Origin of the sequence: Pseudomonas sp. FIP_A4 (genome assembly GCF_036701605.1) — a bacterium.
Lineage (GTDB): Bacteria > Pseudomonadota > Gammaproteobacteria > Pseudomonadales > Pseudomonadaceae > Stutzerimonas > Stutzerimonas phenolilytica.
This window is the reverse complement of the sequence record NZ_JAYDXP010000127.1, coordinates 570,968-586,285: the sequence shown is the minus strand read 5'-3', so window position 1 is coordinate 586,285 and position 15,318 is coordinate 570,968. Positions and strand designations below refer to the sequence as shown.

The window sequence follows — 15,318 nt, the reverse complement described above, 5'->3', positions numbered from 1 at the left end:
CGGAAACGCTTTCGCGGCGGCGCAGTCCATGAAAGGCGGACTCGCGCCCGTGTTCCGGCGTACCGGCCGCGCAGTCGAACCGGTCCTGCTAGACTCCCGGCTTCCGGGCAGGCTCAAGAGGGCTGCCGGGTCATCAAAAACAACCAAAAGGAGTTCATCCATGAAAGGCAAATCCTTGGCATGGATCTTTACCGTCGCGTTGGCGGGTAGCGGCCTGGGTGGCACAGCACAGGCCCAGGAGAAATTCGTCACCATCGGCACCGGCGGCCAGACCGGCGTCTACTACGTGGCGGGGCAGTCGATCTGCCGCTTCGTCAACCGTAACGCCGAGAACATCAAGTGCAACGCGCCGGCCAGCGGCGGCGGCGTGGCCAACGTCAACGGCCTGCGGACCGGCGAATTCAACTTCGGCATCATGCAGTCCGACCACCAGTACAAGGCGATGGAAGGTGTCGCGCCCTTCGAGAAGGAAGGCAAGATGGATGACATCCGCGCCGTGTTCTCGCTGCAGAGCGAGGTCTTCACCGTGCTGGCGCGCCGCGATGCCAACATCAAGGGCCTGGATGACCTCAAGGGCAAGCGCGTCAACATCGGCAACCCGGGCTCCGGCCAGCGTGACACCCTCGAGGAGATCATGCAGGTCAAGGGCTGGGACAAGTCGGTGTTCGCCCTGGCGGCCGAGCTGAAGCCGGCCGAGCAGGCCAGTGCGCTGGGCGACAACAACATCGACGCGATGACCTACTTCGTCGGCCATCCCAACGGCGCCATCCAGGAAGCCACCACCACCGTCGACGCCGTGCTGGTACCGATCACCGGCCCGGAAATCGACAAGCTGCTGGCCGCCAAGAGCTATTACACCAAGGCCGAGATCCCCGGCGGGATCTACAAGGGCAGCGATGCGCCGACGCCGTCCATCGGCGGCAAGGCCGTGCTCTCGACCACGGCCAAGGTCGATGCCGAAGTGGTCTACCAGCTGGTCAAGTCGGTGTTCGACAACATCGAGCGCTTCCAGCGCCTGCACCCGGCGTTCAAGGACCTCAAGCCGGAGGAGATGATCAAGGTCGGCCTGAGCGCGCCGCTGCATGAAGGTGCCGAGCGCTACTACAAGGAACGCGGCTGGATGTAAGGGTCGCGCGGCCGCTCCGGCGGTCGCCTGCCCCTGCCTCGCTCAGTCGGAAAACCCGTGCACCGTTCGGTCACGGGTTTTCGTGGTTTCCGTCACCTGAAAAAACAGGCCTCATTTCATGCAAGACAAACAACTGTCCACCGAGGAGCTGATCGCCCAGGACGTCGGCGCGCGCCTGCCCGAAGGTGCGATGGCGCAGATCATCGCCGGGCTGGCGCTGGCCTGGTCGCTGTTCCAGCTGTGGATCGCCTCGCCGCTGCCGTTCATCTTTCGCATCGGCGTGCTCAACGACACCGAGACCCGCTCGATTCACCTGGCTTTCGCGCTGCTGCTGGCCTTTCTTGCCTACCCGGCGTTCAAGCGCTCGCCGCGCGACCGCGTACCGCTGCTGGACATCGCCTTCGGGCTGGTGGCCGCGGCCAGCGCTGCATACCTGTTCATCTTCTACGAACAGCTGGCGCAGCGGCCGGGCAACCTCACCACGCTGGACCTGATCACCGCCTGCGTCGGCATTCCGCTGCTGCTGGAAGCCACCCGCCGGGCGCTCGGCCCGCCGCTGGCGATCATCGCCCTGGTGTTCATCCTCTACAGCCTGGCCGGCCCATGGATGCCGGGGCTGCTGGCGCATCGCGGGGTCAGCTTCACCGCGATGGCCAACCACCAGTGGATCACCACCGAAGGTGTGTTCGGCATCGCCGTCGGCGTTTCCACCAGCTTCGTCTTCCTCTTCGTGCTGTTCGGCGCGCTGCTCGAACGTGCCGGCGCCGGGCATTACTTCATTCAGCTGGCGTTCAGCCTGCTCGGCCACATGCGTGGCGGCCCGGCCAAGGCCGCGGTGGTGTCCTCGGCGCTGACCGGGATGATCTCCGGCTCGTCGATCGCCAACGTGGTGACCACCGGTACCTTCACCATCCCGATGATGAAGAAGGTCGGCTTCTCCAAGGAGAAGGCCGGCGCGGTGGAAGTGGCCTCGTCGGTCAACGGCCAGATCATGCCGCCGGTGATGGGCGCCGCGGCGTTCCTGATGGTCGAGTACGTCGGCATGCCGTACGTCGAGATCATCAAGCATGCCTTCCTGCCGGCGACCATTTCCTACATCGCGCTGCTTTACATCGTGCATCTGGAAGCGCTCAAGCAGGGCATGCAACCGATCGGCAACCACCAGCCCAAGCCCTGGCTGCGCCGCCTGACCGGCTTCGCCTTCGGCGCGGCGGTGGTGTCCGGGCTGTCGCTGGCGGTGTACTACGGCCTCGGCTGGCTCAAGCCGGCACTCGGCGACTACGCGCTGCCGGGCATCTCGGTGCTGCTGGCGCTGGCCTACCTGGCGCTGCTGAAGGTCGCCGCGAGCAATCCGCCGCTGCCGGCCGAAGACCCGGACAAGCCCCTCGATGAACTGCCCAACACCCGCGCCGTGCTGCTCTCCGGTCTGCACTTCCTGCTGCCGGTGGTGGTGCTGGTCTGGTGCCTGATGGTCGAGCGGCTGTCGCCCGGCCTCTCGGCGTTCTGGGGTTCGGTGATGCTGGTGATCATCCTGCTGACCCAGCGTCCGCTGCTCTCCTGGATGCGCGGCGACGGCGGCGCGACCCACGGCACGGCGAAGGACGGGTTGATCGACCTGCGCGAGGGCATGATCGCCGGTGCGCGCAACATGATCGGCATCGGCATCGCCACCGCCGCGGCGGGCATCATCGTCGGCGCGGTGTCGCAGACCGGCGTCGGCCTGGTACTGGCCGACGTGGTGGAAGTGCTGTCGATGGGCAACCTGCTGCTGATGCTGATGCTGACTGCGGTGTTCAGCCTGATCCTCGGCATGGGTCTGCCGACCACCGCCAACTACATCGTGGTATCCAGCCTGCTGGCGCCGGTGATCGTCTCGCTGGGGCAGCAGAACGGCCTGATCGTGCCGCTGATCGCGGTGCACCTGTTCGTCTTCTACTTCGGCATCATGGCCGACGTCACCCCGCCGGTGGGACTGGCCTCGTTCGCCGCCGCAGCGGTGTCCAAGGGCGATCCGATCAAGACCGGCATCGCGGCGTTCTACTACAGCCTGCGCACCGCGGCGCTGCCGTTCCTGTTCATCTTCAACACCGACCTGCTGTTGATCGACGTGAGCTTCTGGCATGGCGTGCTGATCTTCATCGTGGCGACCTTCGCCATGCTGCTGTTCGCCGCCGGCACCCAGGGCTTCTTCCTGGTGCGCAGCCGCTGGTACGAGAACGTGCTGCTGCTGCTGGTGGCGTTCACCCTGTTCCGCCCGGGATTCTGGATGGACATGGTGCACGACCCGTACCGCGACATCCCGCCGGCTCAGCTGGTCGAGGCGCTCGACGCGGTGCAGCCGGACAGCCAGTTGCGCCTGCGCATCCGCGGCGAGGACGCGGTGGGTGATGCGCGCGAGTTCGCCGTGCTGCTGCCGGTGCCGGACGCTGCATCCGGTGCGCAGAAGCTGGAGAAGATCGGCCTGATGACCTACGAGGAAGACGGCAAGGTGCTGGTCGACAGCGTGACCTTCGGCAGTCTGGCCGCCGAGGCGGGTCTGGAATTCGACCAGGAGATCCTCACGGTGCGCGCACCGACCGAGCGCTGGCCGAAGGAGCTGATGTGGCTGCCGGGCTTGCTGCTGTTCGGCCTGGTGGTCTGGCTGCAGCGCCGCCGTCAGACGCGCTGAGCGAAGCGCTTGCCGGCATCGCCTGACCCCAGCCATGCGTGAGCATGGCTGGGGTTTTTTGTTGGGAAGTGGTCTTTCTGGAGGAGGGCGGGCTGACAGACCGCAGATCAGCCAGCCCGGCTGATAGGCAGAGCCGTGCGGTCAGCGCGGGGTGTAGTAGCCCACGCCGAGCAGCACGTCGTCGACCCGCTGGATCAGCGTGCGCTTGTGCTCCACGGCATTGGTCACCGGGTTGCGCCAGACGTATTCCACCGTGCCGGTGCCGTCCTTGCGGGCCAGCTCGATCATCTCGCGGAACAGCGGCTTGCCGGCGGCGTCGTTCACCGCGCGCACGTCGACGCCGACCAGGTTCGGCGAACCGCCGCTGGCGCGGTACTTGCCGTCTTCCAGGCCGATGACGAACACATACTCGTCGTTGACGAAGAATTCGCCGTTGCGCTCGTTGAACTGGCGATAGGCCGTCTCGCCGCCGACTTCGCGCAGTCGTGCCACCGCCTTGTCCAGCAGCGCCTGGGCCTGTTCCGCCGTCGCGCGCGGGATGTAGTAGCCGACGCAGAGGATGTTCTCGCCGACCTTGCGGAACTGGCTGAGCTTGTTCTCCACCTTGTTGTCGGCCGGGTTCAGCCAGTGGTAGGCCACCGCGCCGCTGTCGTCACGCTTGGCCGCTTCGAGGATGTCGTTGATGAAGGGCTTGCCGCTGGCGTCCTTCAGGTCGCGCACGTTCAGCCCGACCAGGCTGGCCGAGGTGCCGGCGCTGGCGCGCATGGTGCCGTCGGTGCCGAGCACGAAGATGTAGTACTGGCCCTTGGCGAAGGCGCCATCTCGGTCGTTGAACGCGGCCAGCGCCTGTTCCGGGCCGTTGGCCTGCAGGTAGAGCGCGGCGTTGTCGAGCAGCGCCTTGGCCTGCTTGGCCTGTGCGCGCTCCAGCGAGCCGACGGCCGTCGCCGGTGCAGCGGGCGTGGCGGCATGCGCCAGCGGCATGACACCCAGGGCGGCAGTGAGAGACAGCATGAGCAGAGTGTGCGTGCGATTCATGGGTGACTCCTGGCGGGTAATGGGCGGTATTCGATCGCCCCATCGCACCCCATCCTAGGGTTCGTCGGCGGAAATGATATTGGTCGTCGGAACAGGAAGTGGCAGGCGAAAGGAGTAGAAAACCCCCGCCGCCGACCTCTTGCGACGCCATGCCGCGGCGCCCGGCCGGCTCGCCACTCGCGCGGGTGGCCTGTAACCTTGCCCGCTCGACCTTGCTGTGGTGCGCGCATGCTCAACCTCTACCACGCCCCCGATCTGGAAACCCTCGGCGAACTGGCCACCACGCTGCTCGCCCAGCCGCTGGCCGACCCGTTCGCCCCAGCGCGGATCGTGGTGCCGAGCCAGGGCATGGGCCGCTGGCTGACCCTGGAGCTGGCGCGCAAGCAGGGCATTGCCATGCAGCTCGACCTGCAGCTACCGGCCGCCTTCGTCTGGGACCTCAGCCGCACGGTGCTCGGCAGCTTGCCGGAGCAGTCGGCGTTCGCCCCGTCGACGCTGACCTGGCGGCTGTACGGCTGGCTGTGCGAGCCGGCCAATCTGCAGTTGGCGCCCCGCCTGGCGCAGTACCTGGAGGGTGGCGACGAGCGCCGGCGGCTGAGCCTGGCGGCGAAGATCGCCGATACCTTCGACCAGTACCTGCTCTACCGCGACGACTGGCTGGCCGCCTGGGAACGCGGCGAAACCCTCGACCTCGGCGCCGATGAAAGCTGGCAGGCGCTGCTCTGGCGCGAACTGACCAAGAACGGCCACCCGCACCGCGCACGTCTGCTCGGCGACCTGCTGCAGCGGCTGTACCGCGACGAGCCGCTGGCGGGACTGCCCGAGCGGTTGCTGGTGTTCGGCATCAGCAGCCTGCCGCCGCATCACCTGCGCGTGCTCGACGGCCTGGCGCGGCACATCGACGTGGTGGTCTGCGCGCTCAACCCGAGCCGCGAGGCCTGGGGCGAAATCCGCGATATCCGCGAGCTGGCGCGCCAGCCCGACAGCGGCGCCGAAGACTGGTATCTGGACGTCGGCCACCCGCTGCTGGCCAGCCTCGGCAAGCAGGGCCGCGACTTCTTCGATGCGCTGTTCGCCCTCGACGGCGCAGAATTCGGCCTGTACTCCGAGGACGCGGACCTGCGTGACGACAGCCTGCTGCACGCCCTGCAGCACGACATCCTGCGCCTGCGCACGCGCCGGCCGGAGGAGCGCATGGCGCTGGCCGCCGACGACCGTTCGCTGGAAGTGCACGTTGCGCATTCACCGCTGCGCGAGGTGGAAATCCTCCATGACCAGCTGCTGGCGCGCTTTGCCGCCGACCCGGCGCTGAGCCCCGATCAGGTGGTGGTGCTGACGCCGGATATCGAGCGTTACGCGCCGTTCATCGAGGCGGTATTCGCCGCCCGCGAGGGTGTGCCGCGCATTCCCTACAGCCTGGCCGACCGCAGCCTGCGCGCCGAGGTGCCGCTGATCGAGGCGTTCCTGCAGTTGCTGCTGCTGGCGCAGAGCCGCTTCACCGCCGAGGAAGTCCTCGCCTGGCTGGAGCAGCCGGCCATTGCCCGCCGCGCCGGTATCGACAATGAAGACCTGCCGCTGCTGCGCGACTGGTTGCGTGACGCCGGCGTGCGTTGGGGTCGCGATGCCGGCCAGCGCGCCGCGCTCGGCCTGCCCGACGAGGCCGCGTTCACCTGGCGCCAGGGGCTGGATCGCCTGCTGCTGGGTTTTGCCGCGCCGCCGCAACTGGCCGGCGACGCCGCGCCGCTGCTCGGCGAGCACTGGCCGCTGGATGCCCTGGAAGGCGCGCGCGGCCAGCTGCTCGGGCGGCTGGTGGCATTCGTCGAGCGCCTCGGCGAGCTGGCCGACCGGCTCGCCCGCCCGCGATCGCTGGCGCAATGGGCCGACGATCTGCAGCTGCTGCTCGACGAGCTGTTCGATGAGCGCGAGGCCGGCGATACCCTGTTGCTGCTGTCGCAGGCCTGCGCGGCGCTGCGCGAGCAGGCGCAGGCGGCGGACCTGGCCCGGCCGATCGAGGTGGAGCTGGTACATCAACAGCTCAGCGCGGCGCTGCAGCAGGGCGGCGGGGCGGCGGGCTTTCTCACCGGCGCGGTGACCTTCTGCACCATGGTGCCGATGCGCAGCCTGCCGTTCCGCCTGGTCTGCCTGCTCGGTCTCGACGACGGTGCCTTCCCGCGGCGCAATCCGCCGGCCGGCTTCGACCTGATTGCCCGCCATCCGCGCCGCGGTGACCGTGCACGGCGCCTGGACGACCGCTACCTGCTGCTGGAAACCCTGCTCTCGGCACGTGAGGCGCTGTACCTGTCCTACGTCGGCCGCGACCCGCGCGACAATGCCGAGCTGCCGCCTTCGGTGCTGCTCAGCGAGGTGCTGGAGGCAGTCGACCTCACTGCGGTGCTGGCCGACGGCGGCAAGCCCAGCGCGCGGATCGCCATCGCCCATCCGCTGCAGCCCTTCGCCCCGGGCAACTTTGCCGGCGGCGCGCATGCCGGCTTTGCCGCCGCCTGGTTCCGCGCCGCCCAGGCACTGGCGGCGCCCGCACAGGACGCAGCACCGTTTGCCAGCCTGCTCGACGAGCCGGATGCCGCCTGGCTTACCATCGAGCCGTCGCAGCTGTTGCAGTGCTTTCGTCACCCGCCGCGCTTCCTGCTCGAGCAGCGCCTCGGCCTGCGCCTGGCCGAGGCCCAGCAAGCGCTGGCCAGCGACGAGCCGTTCGAGCTGGAACTGCCCGCCTGGAATGGCCTGCGTCAGCTGTCGTTGCAGGCCGTCGAGCACGGCTGGAGCGACCGCGACGAGCGTCGCCTGGCCAGCGCCGCCGGCTGGCTGCCGCCCGGCGAACTCGGCCAGGCGCTGTGGGGGCGGCTGCGCGGGCCGGTCCGCGCCTTCGCCCCGCGGTTGTTCGAGCAGCGCCCGCAGGCCGTGCCCGAGCCGCTGGCGATCGACATCACCCTCGCCGGCGTGCGCATCCACGGCTGGCTGGACGGCGTGACGCCGAGTGGGCTGTTCGGCTGGAAGCTCGGCCGCCTTGGCGAATGGGACCTGGCGCCGTTCTGGCTGCGCCACCTGCTGCTCAACCTGGCCGCCACGCCGGGTATCGAACGCCACAGCCTGCTGCTCTCGCCGGCCGGCGACTGGCAGCTGGGCCCGCTGGCGAACGCCGCCACGCTGCTCGAACCCTGGCTCGCCGCCTATCGCAGCGCCATCCGCGAGCCGCTGCCGCTGCTGGCGCGTAGCAGCCACGCCTTCGCCCGCGGCTATCGCAACCCGGCACGCGGCAGCGAGCCCATCGAGACGGCGCGCAAGCGTGCCCGTGAGGCGTGGCTGGGCGCCGAGTTCAGCCCCATCGCCGGCGAGTGCGAAGACCCCTGGAACGCGCTGGCCTTCCGCGACCGCGATCCGCTGGACGCGCGTTTCGAGGCGCTGGCCGAGCAGCTGATCGGCCCGGCGCTGGATGCCCTGGCCCCGGACGAGGAGCAAGACGCATGAGCCTGGACCTGCTCGATTCGCCCTTCGACGGCCGCTCGCTGATCGAGGCCAGCGCCGGCACCGGCAAGACCTGGACGCTCACCGCGCTCTACGCCCGCCTGCTGCTGGAGCGCCAGCTGTCGGTGGGGCAGATCCTGGTGGTCACCTACACCACCGCCGCCACCGCCGAGTTGCGCGAGCGCATCCGCGCGCGGCTGGCCACGCTGCTGGCGGTCTATGACGGCACGCCGAGCGACGACGACTTCCTCAACCGCCTGCACGCGCGCTTCCCCGACGACGCCTCGCGCCGGCGCCTGCTGCTCGCCGTGCACGGCTTCGACGAGGCTGCGGTGTTCACCATCCACGGCTTCTGCCAGCGTGCGCTGCAGGATGCCGCGTTCGAGGCCGGCGGCGACTTCGACAGCGAACTCACTGCCGACGACCGCGAACTGATCGACGCGCTGCTGGCCGATGCCTGGCGCGGCGAGCTGGCCGCCGCCGATCCGGCCTGGGCGCGCCTGCTGGCCAAGCAGAAGATCACCCCGCAATGGCTGCGCCAGCGCCTGCGCGCGCACCTGGGCAAGCCGTACCTGCGGGTCGAGCCGCACGAGCCGCCGGCGCCTGCTGACAGCCGCGCCGTCGAGGCCGCCTGGCAGCGCGCCGCGACGCTCTGGCAGCAGAACGGCAACGCCTGGGTGGAGGAACTCGACGCCCATCGCGGGCTGAGCCAGAGCACCCACAAGGCGCTGAAATTCCCGCTCTGGCGCAGCGAACTGGACGCCTGGTTCGCCGATCCGGCGGCGCTCTACGACGCCCCGGACGGCCTGCTCAAGTTCGGCGCGCGGGCGCTGGCCAAGGCCTGCAAGAAGGGCTTCGACGCCCCCGACTGCGCGTTGGCGCAGGCGCTGGATGAACTCGCCGACCACCTCGCCGAGGCGCTGCCGGCCGGCCGCCAGCGGCTGGTCGCGCTGCAGGTGGCGCTGCTCGCACGGCTCAACCGCGAGCTTCCCGAGCGCAAGGCGGCGCAGCGCCTGCTGGCCTTCGACGACCTGCTCAACCGTCTCGACCAGGCGCTGCAGGGGCCGGTGGGCGAGGACCTGGCTGCGGCGCTGCGCAGCACGTATCCGCTGGCGCTGATCGACGAATTCCAGGACACCGATCCGATCCAGTACGCCATCTTCGATCGCATCTACGCGCGCGGCAGCGGCGCCTCGCTGTGCTTCGTCGGCGACCCCAAGCAGGCGATCTACGCCTTTCGCGGCGCCGATCTGGCGACCTACCTGCAGGCCCGCCAGCAGATCGACCGGCCGGCCTATGACCTGCCGGTCAACCACCGTTCGACGCCGCAACTGATTGATGCGCTGAATCGCCTGTTCGCGCGCCCGCGGCCGTTCTCCGAGGACGGGCTGGACTATCCACCGGTCACCGCTGCCGACAAGTCACGCGCCACCCTGCGTCTGCACGAAGATGAAGCCGGCGCGCCGCTGGCGCTGGTCTGGCTCGGCGACGATGCGCTGAGCAAGGCGGAGGCGGCCGAACTCGCCGCCCGCGACTGTGCCCGGCGCATCGCGCGGCAACTGGCCGCCGCTGCCGAGGGCCGCGCCGGCTTCGAGCAGGACGGCCAGTTCAGCCCGCTCAAGGGCGGCGACATCGCCGTGCTGGTGGCCAACCACCGGCAGGCCGCGCTGATCGCCGAGCAGCTGGCGGCCCGCGGCGTACCCAGCGTGCGCCGCGGGCGCGACAGCGTCTGGGCCAGCGAGGAGGCCGCCGAGCTGGCCGCGGTGCTGGCCGCCTACGCCGAGCCGGGCCGCGAAGGCCTGCTGCGCCACGCCCTGGCCACGCGCCTGCTGGGGCGGAGCGCCGCCGATCTGGCGCGCTGCCAGAACGATCAGCAGCAATGGGACAGCGAGCGTGAGGCGGCCGAGCGCTACCACCAGCTCTGGCAGCAGCAGGGCTTCATGCGTGTGTTCCGCGCCTGGCTCGACGAGCAGGCGGTGGCCGAGCGGCTGCTGGCGCGCCTCGACGGCGAGCGCCGGCTGACCAACCTGCTGCACCTGGGTGAGCTGCTGCAGGCCGAGAGCCTGCTGCGGCCGGGGCTGGAACCGCTGCTGGCGTGGTTCAACGCCCAGCGTGGCGGCGAAGGCGCCGGCGACGAGGCGCTGCTGCGCCTGGAAAGCGATGCCGAACGGGTGCAGATCGTCACCATCCACACCAGCAAGGGCCTGGAGTACCCACTGGTGTTCTGCCCGTTCCTCTGGGACGGCAAGCTGCTGGGCAAGAATCTCGACAGCGCGCGCTGCCACGACGAACACGGCCGGCCGCTGCTGGACCTGGGCAGCGCCGAGCTGCCGGACAATCTGCAGCGCGCGCGCCGCGAGACCTTCGCCGAGCAGCTGCGCCTGGCCTACGTGGCGTTGACCCGCGCGCGGGATCGGCTGTGGCTGCACTGGGGGCCGGTGGCGCTGCCCAAGGCGAAGAAGGACGGCGAGCTGCCCGAGGAAGGCCTGCACAGCAGTGCCCTGGCTTGGCTGCTACACGGCCGCGAGCTGGGCGGTGCGGATGCGCTCGGTGAACTCGGCGGCCATCTGGCTGCGCTGGACGGCGTCGGCCTGCGCAGCGAGGTCGAACGGCTGGCGCAGGCGAGCGCCGGCAGCACCGCCTGCCTGCCCCTGGAAACCCATGAGGCGAGCACCGCCAACAGCCTGCGCGCCGTCGCGCCGCGACAGCTGGCGCGGCTCGAGCGCAGCCTGCACAGCGCCTGGCGTATCGGCAGCTTCTCCGGACTGGCCGCCGGCCTGCACATGGAAGCGCCGGACCGCGACGCGCTGGCCATGCCGGATGCGGCCGAGCCGGGCAGTGGTTTCTTCGCCTTCCCGCGTGGCGCGCGCGCCGGTACCTGCCTGCACGCGATCCTCGAAGACTGGGCGCGTGGCCGCGGCGCATTGGCCGAGCGGGTCGAGCCGGCGCTGCAGGCCTTCGGTCTGGCGCTGGAATGGCGCGACATTGCGATCGCCCAGCTGGAGCAGGTGCTGACGACCGATCTCGACGGCGCCGGGCTGACGCTGGCCAGCCTGCACACTGCACGGCGCCTGCCGGAGCTGGGTTTCACCTTCCCGGTGCGCCAGCTCGACGTCACGCGCCTGCGCGCGCTGCTCGCCGATCCGGCCAGCGGCCTGCCGGCACCGCTGCGCGAGGCGGCGGCGCGGCTGGAGTTCGACACCCTGCGCGGCTTTCTCAAGGGCTTCATCGACCTCACTTTCGAGCATGACGGGCGCTGGTACATCGCCGACTACAAGTCCAACTGGCTCGGCCCGGACGCCAGCTACTACGGCGGCGAGCGGCTGTTGCAGGCGCTCGCCGGCGAACACTACTACCTGCAATACCTGATCTACCTGGTGGCGCTGCGGCGCTTCCTGCGCCAGCGCCTGGCGGATTTCCGCGACGAGCAGCTGGGCGGCGCTTTCTACCTGTTCCTGCGCGGCATGCCCGCGGCCGGGGTGTATTTCGCCCGTCCCGACGATGCGTTGCTCGATGCGCTGGACCGGCTGTTCGAGGAGGGACACTGATGGCCGACACCGCCGCAACGCTGGCGCAACTGCCGCTGGGTGCGCTGGAACGCGCGTTCATTGCCAGCCTGCAGCGCCTCGAGCCGACGGCGCCGGCGCCGGTCCTGCTGGCCGCCGCGCTGTGCTGCGAGGCACTGGGCAAGGGCGATGTCTGCCTGCCGCTGGCGCGCCTGGCCGGCCGCAGGCCGTGGCCGGAGCACGACATCAGCCTGCCGCCACTGGCCGAGTGGTGTGCCCGCCTGCGCGCTTCGTCGCTGGTCGGTGCGCCCGGCGCCTACGCGCCGCTGATCCTCGACGGCGAACGGCTCTACCTCGCCCGCTACCAGGCCTACGAGCGGCAGCTGGCCGAACGGTTGCTGGCGCGTGCCGGCGATCGGCCGCCGGTGGATGAAGCGCAGCTCGGCGAGAGTCTGGCGCGGCTGTTCGCCTTCAATCAGCAGCGCCCGGACTGGCAACGGCTGGCCGCGGCGCAGGCGGTACGCCGGCGGGTGGCGGTGATCTCCGGCGGCCCCGGCACCGGCAAGACCACCACCGTGGTGCGCCTGCTCGCGGCACTGCTGGAACAGCCCGGCGGCGAGCGGCTGGCCATCGGCCTGGCCGCGCCCACCGGCAAGGCGGCGGCGCGCATGGCCGAGGCGATCCGCCACGCCAAGGCCGAGCTGCCGGTCAGCGACGCGGTCAAGGCGGCGCTGCCGGACGAGGCGCGCACCCTGCACCGCCTGCTCGGCAGCCGCGGCGACAGCCCGCGGGTGCGCCACGACGCGGCCAATCCGCTGCCGCTCGACGTGCTGGTGGTGGACGAGGCGTCGATGGTCGACCTGGCGCTGATGGCCAAGCTGGTCGCCGCGCTGCCGCCCAAGGCGCGGCTGATCCTGCTCGGTGACAAGGACCAACTCGCCGCCGTGGAAGCCGGCGCGGTGTTCGCCGAACTCTGCGAAGGGCGAGGCTTCGATGCCGAGGCGGCGGCCGATCTCGAGCGCATCACCGGTCAGGCCGTGGCGGTCGAGACACCGCACTCGCGCCTCGGCGATGCGGTGGTGCTGCTGACGCACAGTCATCGCTTCGCCGGTGGCAGCGGTATTGGCGAGCTGGCGCGGCGGATCAACGGCGGCGACGCGCGCGGCACGCTGGCGTTGCTGGACGAGGCGCGGGCCGATCTGCGCTGGAACGCGGCTCCCGCCGCGCCGGCGCTGGTCGAGCGCCTGGAGGCGAGTTATCGGCCCTACTTGCAGGCCGCGCAGCAGGGCGATCCGGCACAGGCGTTCGCGGCGTTCAACGATTTCCGCGCACTCACCGCGCAGCGCGAAGGCGTCTTCGGCGTCAACGGCCTCAACGAGGCGCTGGAGGCACGGCTGCGGCGCCGTGCCGGTGTGCCGGTGCGTGAGCGCTGGTATGCCGGCCGCGCGGTGATGGTGCGGCAGAACGACTACGCGCTCGGCCTGTTCAACGGCGATATCGGCCTGTGCCTGTGGACCGACCTCGGCTGGCGGGTGTTCTTCGAGGGCGACGACGGCCATCGCGCGTTCGCCCCGGCGCGCCTGCCGAGCCACGACAGCGCCTTCGTCATGACGGTGCACAAGAGCCAGGGCTCGGAGTTCGGCGAAGTGCTGCTGGCATTGCCCGAGCAACCCAGCCCGTTGCTGACCCGCGCGCTGTTCTACACCGGCATCACCCGCGCCAAGCGCAAGGTGGAAATCTGGGCGTTGCCGGCGCGGCTGACCGAGGCTGTGAACACCCGCGCCGAACGCGCGGCCGGGCTGGCCGAACGGCTGGCGGTCGACCCGCTCACGGCGGTGATGCCGACGGAGGCCGCGAGCGGCGCGCAGGATCAGCTCAGTCTGTTCTGATCGTCAGCCAAAAGTCGGCAACTTGCGGGCTGTGGCGGCTTTCTCGGCAGTGCGTCGACGGTTTCGTGAAGCGGTTGCCGATATCGCGGGTGGGTTTCTGCTCCGATGCGTGTTCGTCAGCGCACGCGGAATCGGACGTATGGAAAAGCTTTTTTATCTCCTCTGGGCAGCCGTCAGCCTCGGGCTGGGCGGCCTGGCGCTGTTCGCCGTGTGGCAGCAGGCGAGTGTGGTCAATCTGCTGTTCCTCGGCATGGTCGGCTACTACAGCTTCTGTTTCGGCGGGCTGATTCGCGCCGCCTACCTGCCGTGGGGGCTGCTGGGACCGCATCGGCGCAGCGGCTACTGGCTGTGCCTGATCCTGCTGCCGCTGGCGCTGGTTCCGCTGCATGCGGCCTATCGGATCTGGGAGCAGGGTGGCTATGTGGCAGTGGCGACGTCGCGACGTACCGCCTGGCTGCACCAGCTGCTCGGCTGGTTGCAGGACGCACTCGGCTATCTCGGGCCGCTGCTGGCGCTCTGCGCGCTGGGCATCGGCCTGGCACTGGCGCTGCTGCGTCTGCTGCGCCGGCAGGTGGTGCGCTGATCAGCCTTCCAGCAGGGTCAGCACCAGCGGCAGGCTGGCGGCGGCGAGCAGCGTCTGCAGGGTGATGATGCCGGCCATCAGGTGACTGTCGCCGCCGAGCTGGCGAGTCAGCACGTAGGCGGTCGGTGCGGTCGGCAGGGCGAAGAACAGTACGAGGATGGTGGTTTCCATCGCCGGCAGCGCGAACAGGGCGGCAACGCCATACGCCAGCAACGGCACCGCCAGCAGGCGCACGGCGCTGCTCCAGCCCAGCGTCGGAATTTCCCCGCCCAGTTCCTTGGGCTTCAGCGCCGCGCCTACGCACAGCAGCCCCAGCGGCAGGCTGGCGGCGGCCAGCAGGCCGAGCAGGCGGTCGCTGCCGCCGGGCAGGCCGAAACCGGCCAGGTTGACCAGCGCACCGGCCAGGCAGGCGAGAATTAGCGGGTTGCGTGCGATCGGCAGCAGCAGGCTGCGCGCGCTGATACCGCGTTCGGCGGTCAGCGCCCAGACCGACATGACATTTACCGTCGGCACCATCAGCGCCAGCATCAGCGCCGCCAGCGCCAGGCCGTCCTTGCCGAACAGGCTACCGACGGCCGCCAGACCCAGATAGGTGTTGAAGCGCAGCGCACCCTGCGCGAGCGCACCGAAGCGCGCCGCCGGCCAGCCGCGCAAACGCCGGCCGAGCAGCAGGACGCCCCAGGCTAACCCGAGGGCGAGCAGCACCGCTGCGCCCAGACGCGGCAAGGCCGGGTTGTCCAGTGGCGCGGTCGCCAGGCTGTTGAACAATAACGCCGGAAACAGGACGAAGTAGTTCAACCGCTCGGCGCCCGGCCAGAAGGCGTCGTCGGGGAAGCCGCGCAGTCGCAGGACATATCCGGCGACGATCAGGGCAAACAGGGGCCAGAGGGCGAGCAGAAGAGCGGTCACGGGGTGCGTTCGGGCGATAGGAAGGCCGATCTTGGCGGCTCTTGCCGCGTGCCGCAAGCCGTCCTGCCGCGCTGGAACCGGCTCCGTTCGTCAGTCAGACTCGTCGGAGGGCGGTTGTTTGC

At 70.0% G+C, this 15,318-nt stretch carries 8 protein-coding genes; 6 read left to right on the top strand and 2 right to left on the bottom strand.

Annotated elements, in window-relative coordinates:
- Nucleotides 1-160: 160 nt before the first annotated feature.
- Both U8L64_RS18045 and U8L64_RS18040 read left to right on the top strand, forming a co-directional pair.
- Nucleotides 161-1,126 carry a TAXI family TRAP transporter solute-binding subunit gene (locus tag U8L64_RS18045; protein ID WP_054093948.1) on the top strand — a complete coding sequence of 322 codons (966 nt, stop codon included), beginning with the start codon at nucleotides 161-163 and terminating at the stop codon, nucleotides 1,124-1,126.
- A 118-nt stretch (nucleotides 1,127-1,244) separates the two neighbouring features.
- A complete protein-coding gene (locus U8L64_RS18040; protein ID WP_333398423.1) occupies nucleotides 1,245-3,794 on the top strand; it encodes a TRAP transporter permease in 2,550 nt (849 codons plus the stop codon).
- A 141-nt stretch (nucleotides 3,795-3,935) separates the two neighbouring features.
- Here U8L64_RS18040 and U8L64_RS18035 read toward each other — a convergent pair whose 3' ends face one another.
- Nucleotides 3,936-4,829, bottom strand: coding sequence for a cache domain-containing protein (locus U8L64_RS18035; RefSeq protein WP_054093950.1), 894 nt, complete (start codon nucleotides 4,827-4,829; stop codon nucleotides 3,936-3,938).
- A gap of 228 nt (nucleotides 4,830-5,057) precedes the next feature.
- On the opposite strand from U8L64_RS18035, the gene recC reads away from it, so the two are divergent.
- The 4 genes from recC (at nucleotide 5,058) to U8L64_RS18015 (ending at nucleotide 14,287) form a co-directional block, all read left to right on the top strand.
- Nucleotides 5,058-8,312, top strand: a complete 3,255-nt coding sequence (gene recC / locus U8L64_RS18030; RefSeq protein WP_333398422.1) for an exodeoxyribonuclease V subunit gamma — start codon at nucleotides 5,058-5,060, stop codon at nucleotides 8,310-8,312.
- The gene (recB, locus tag U8L64_RS18025; RefSeq protein WP_333398421.1) at nucleotides 8,309-11,857 is read left to right on the top strand and encodes an exodeoxyribonuclease V subunit beta; all 3,549 of its coding nucleotides are present in this window, start codon (nucleotides 8,309-8,311) and stop codon (nucleotides 11,855-11,857) included. The genes recC and recB overlap by 4 nt, the downstream gene beginning before the upstream one ends.
- Nucleotides 11,857-13,704: an exodeoxyribonuclease V subunit alpha gene (gene recD, locus U8L64_RS18020; protein ID WP_333398420.1), complete on the top strand. Its 1,848-nt coding sequence runs from the start codon at nucleotides 11,857-11,859 to the stop codon at nucleotides 13,702-13,704. The genes recB and recD overlap by 1 nt, the downstream gene beginning before the upstream one ends.
- 139 nt (nucleotides 13,705-13,843) lie before the next feature.
- Nucleotides 13,844-14,287 carry a hypothetical protein gene (locus tag U8L64_RS18015; RefSeq protein ID WP_077682263.1) on the top strand — a complete coding sequence of 148 codons (444 nt, stop codon included), beginning with the start codon at nucleotides 13,844-13,846 and terminating at the stop codon, nucleotides 14,285-14,287.
- Here the strand turns inward: U8L64_RS18015 and U8L64_RS18010 are convergent, their stop codons facing one another.
- Nucleotides 14,288-15,226, bottom strand: coding sequence for an AEC family transporter (locus U8L64_RS18010; protein WP_193749388.1), 939 nt, complete (start codon nucleotides 15,224-15,226; stop codon nucleotides 14,288-14,290).
- Nucleotides 15,227-15,318: the final 92 nt, after the last annotated feature.

Coding starts and splice junctions, on each gene's coding strand:
- U8L64_RS18015 (WP_077682263.1), top strand. CDS start 13,844: ATGGAAAAGCTTTTTTATCTCCTCTGGGCAGCCGTCAGCCTCGGGCTG.
- recB (WP_333398421.1), top strand. CDS start 8,309: ATGAGCCTGGACCTGCTCGATTCGCCCTTCGACGGCCGCTCGCTGATC.
- recC (WP_333398422.1), top strand. CDS start 5,058: ATGCTCAACCTCTACCACGCCCCCGATCTGGAAACCCTCGGCGAACTG.
- U8L64_RS18035 (WP_054093950.1), bottom strand. CDS start 4,829: ATGAATCGCACGCACACTCTGCTCATGCTGTCTCTCACTGCCGCCCTG.
- U8L64_RS18040 (WP_333398423.1), top strand. CDS start 1,245: ATGCAAGACAAACAACTGTCCACCGAGGAGCTGATCGCCCAGGACGTC.
- recD (WP_333398420.1), top strand. CDS start 11,857: ATGGCCGACACCGCCGCAACGCTGGCGCAACTGCCGCTGGGTGCGCTG.
- U8L64_RS18045 (WP_054093948.1), top strand. CDS start 161: ATGAAAGGCAAATCCTTGGCATGGATCTTTACCGTCGCGTTGGCGGGT.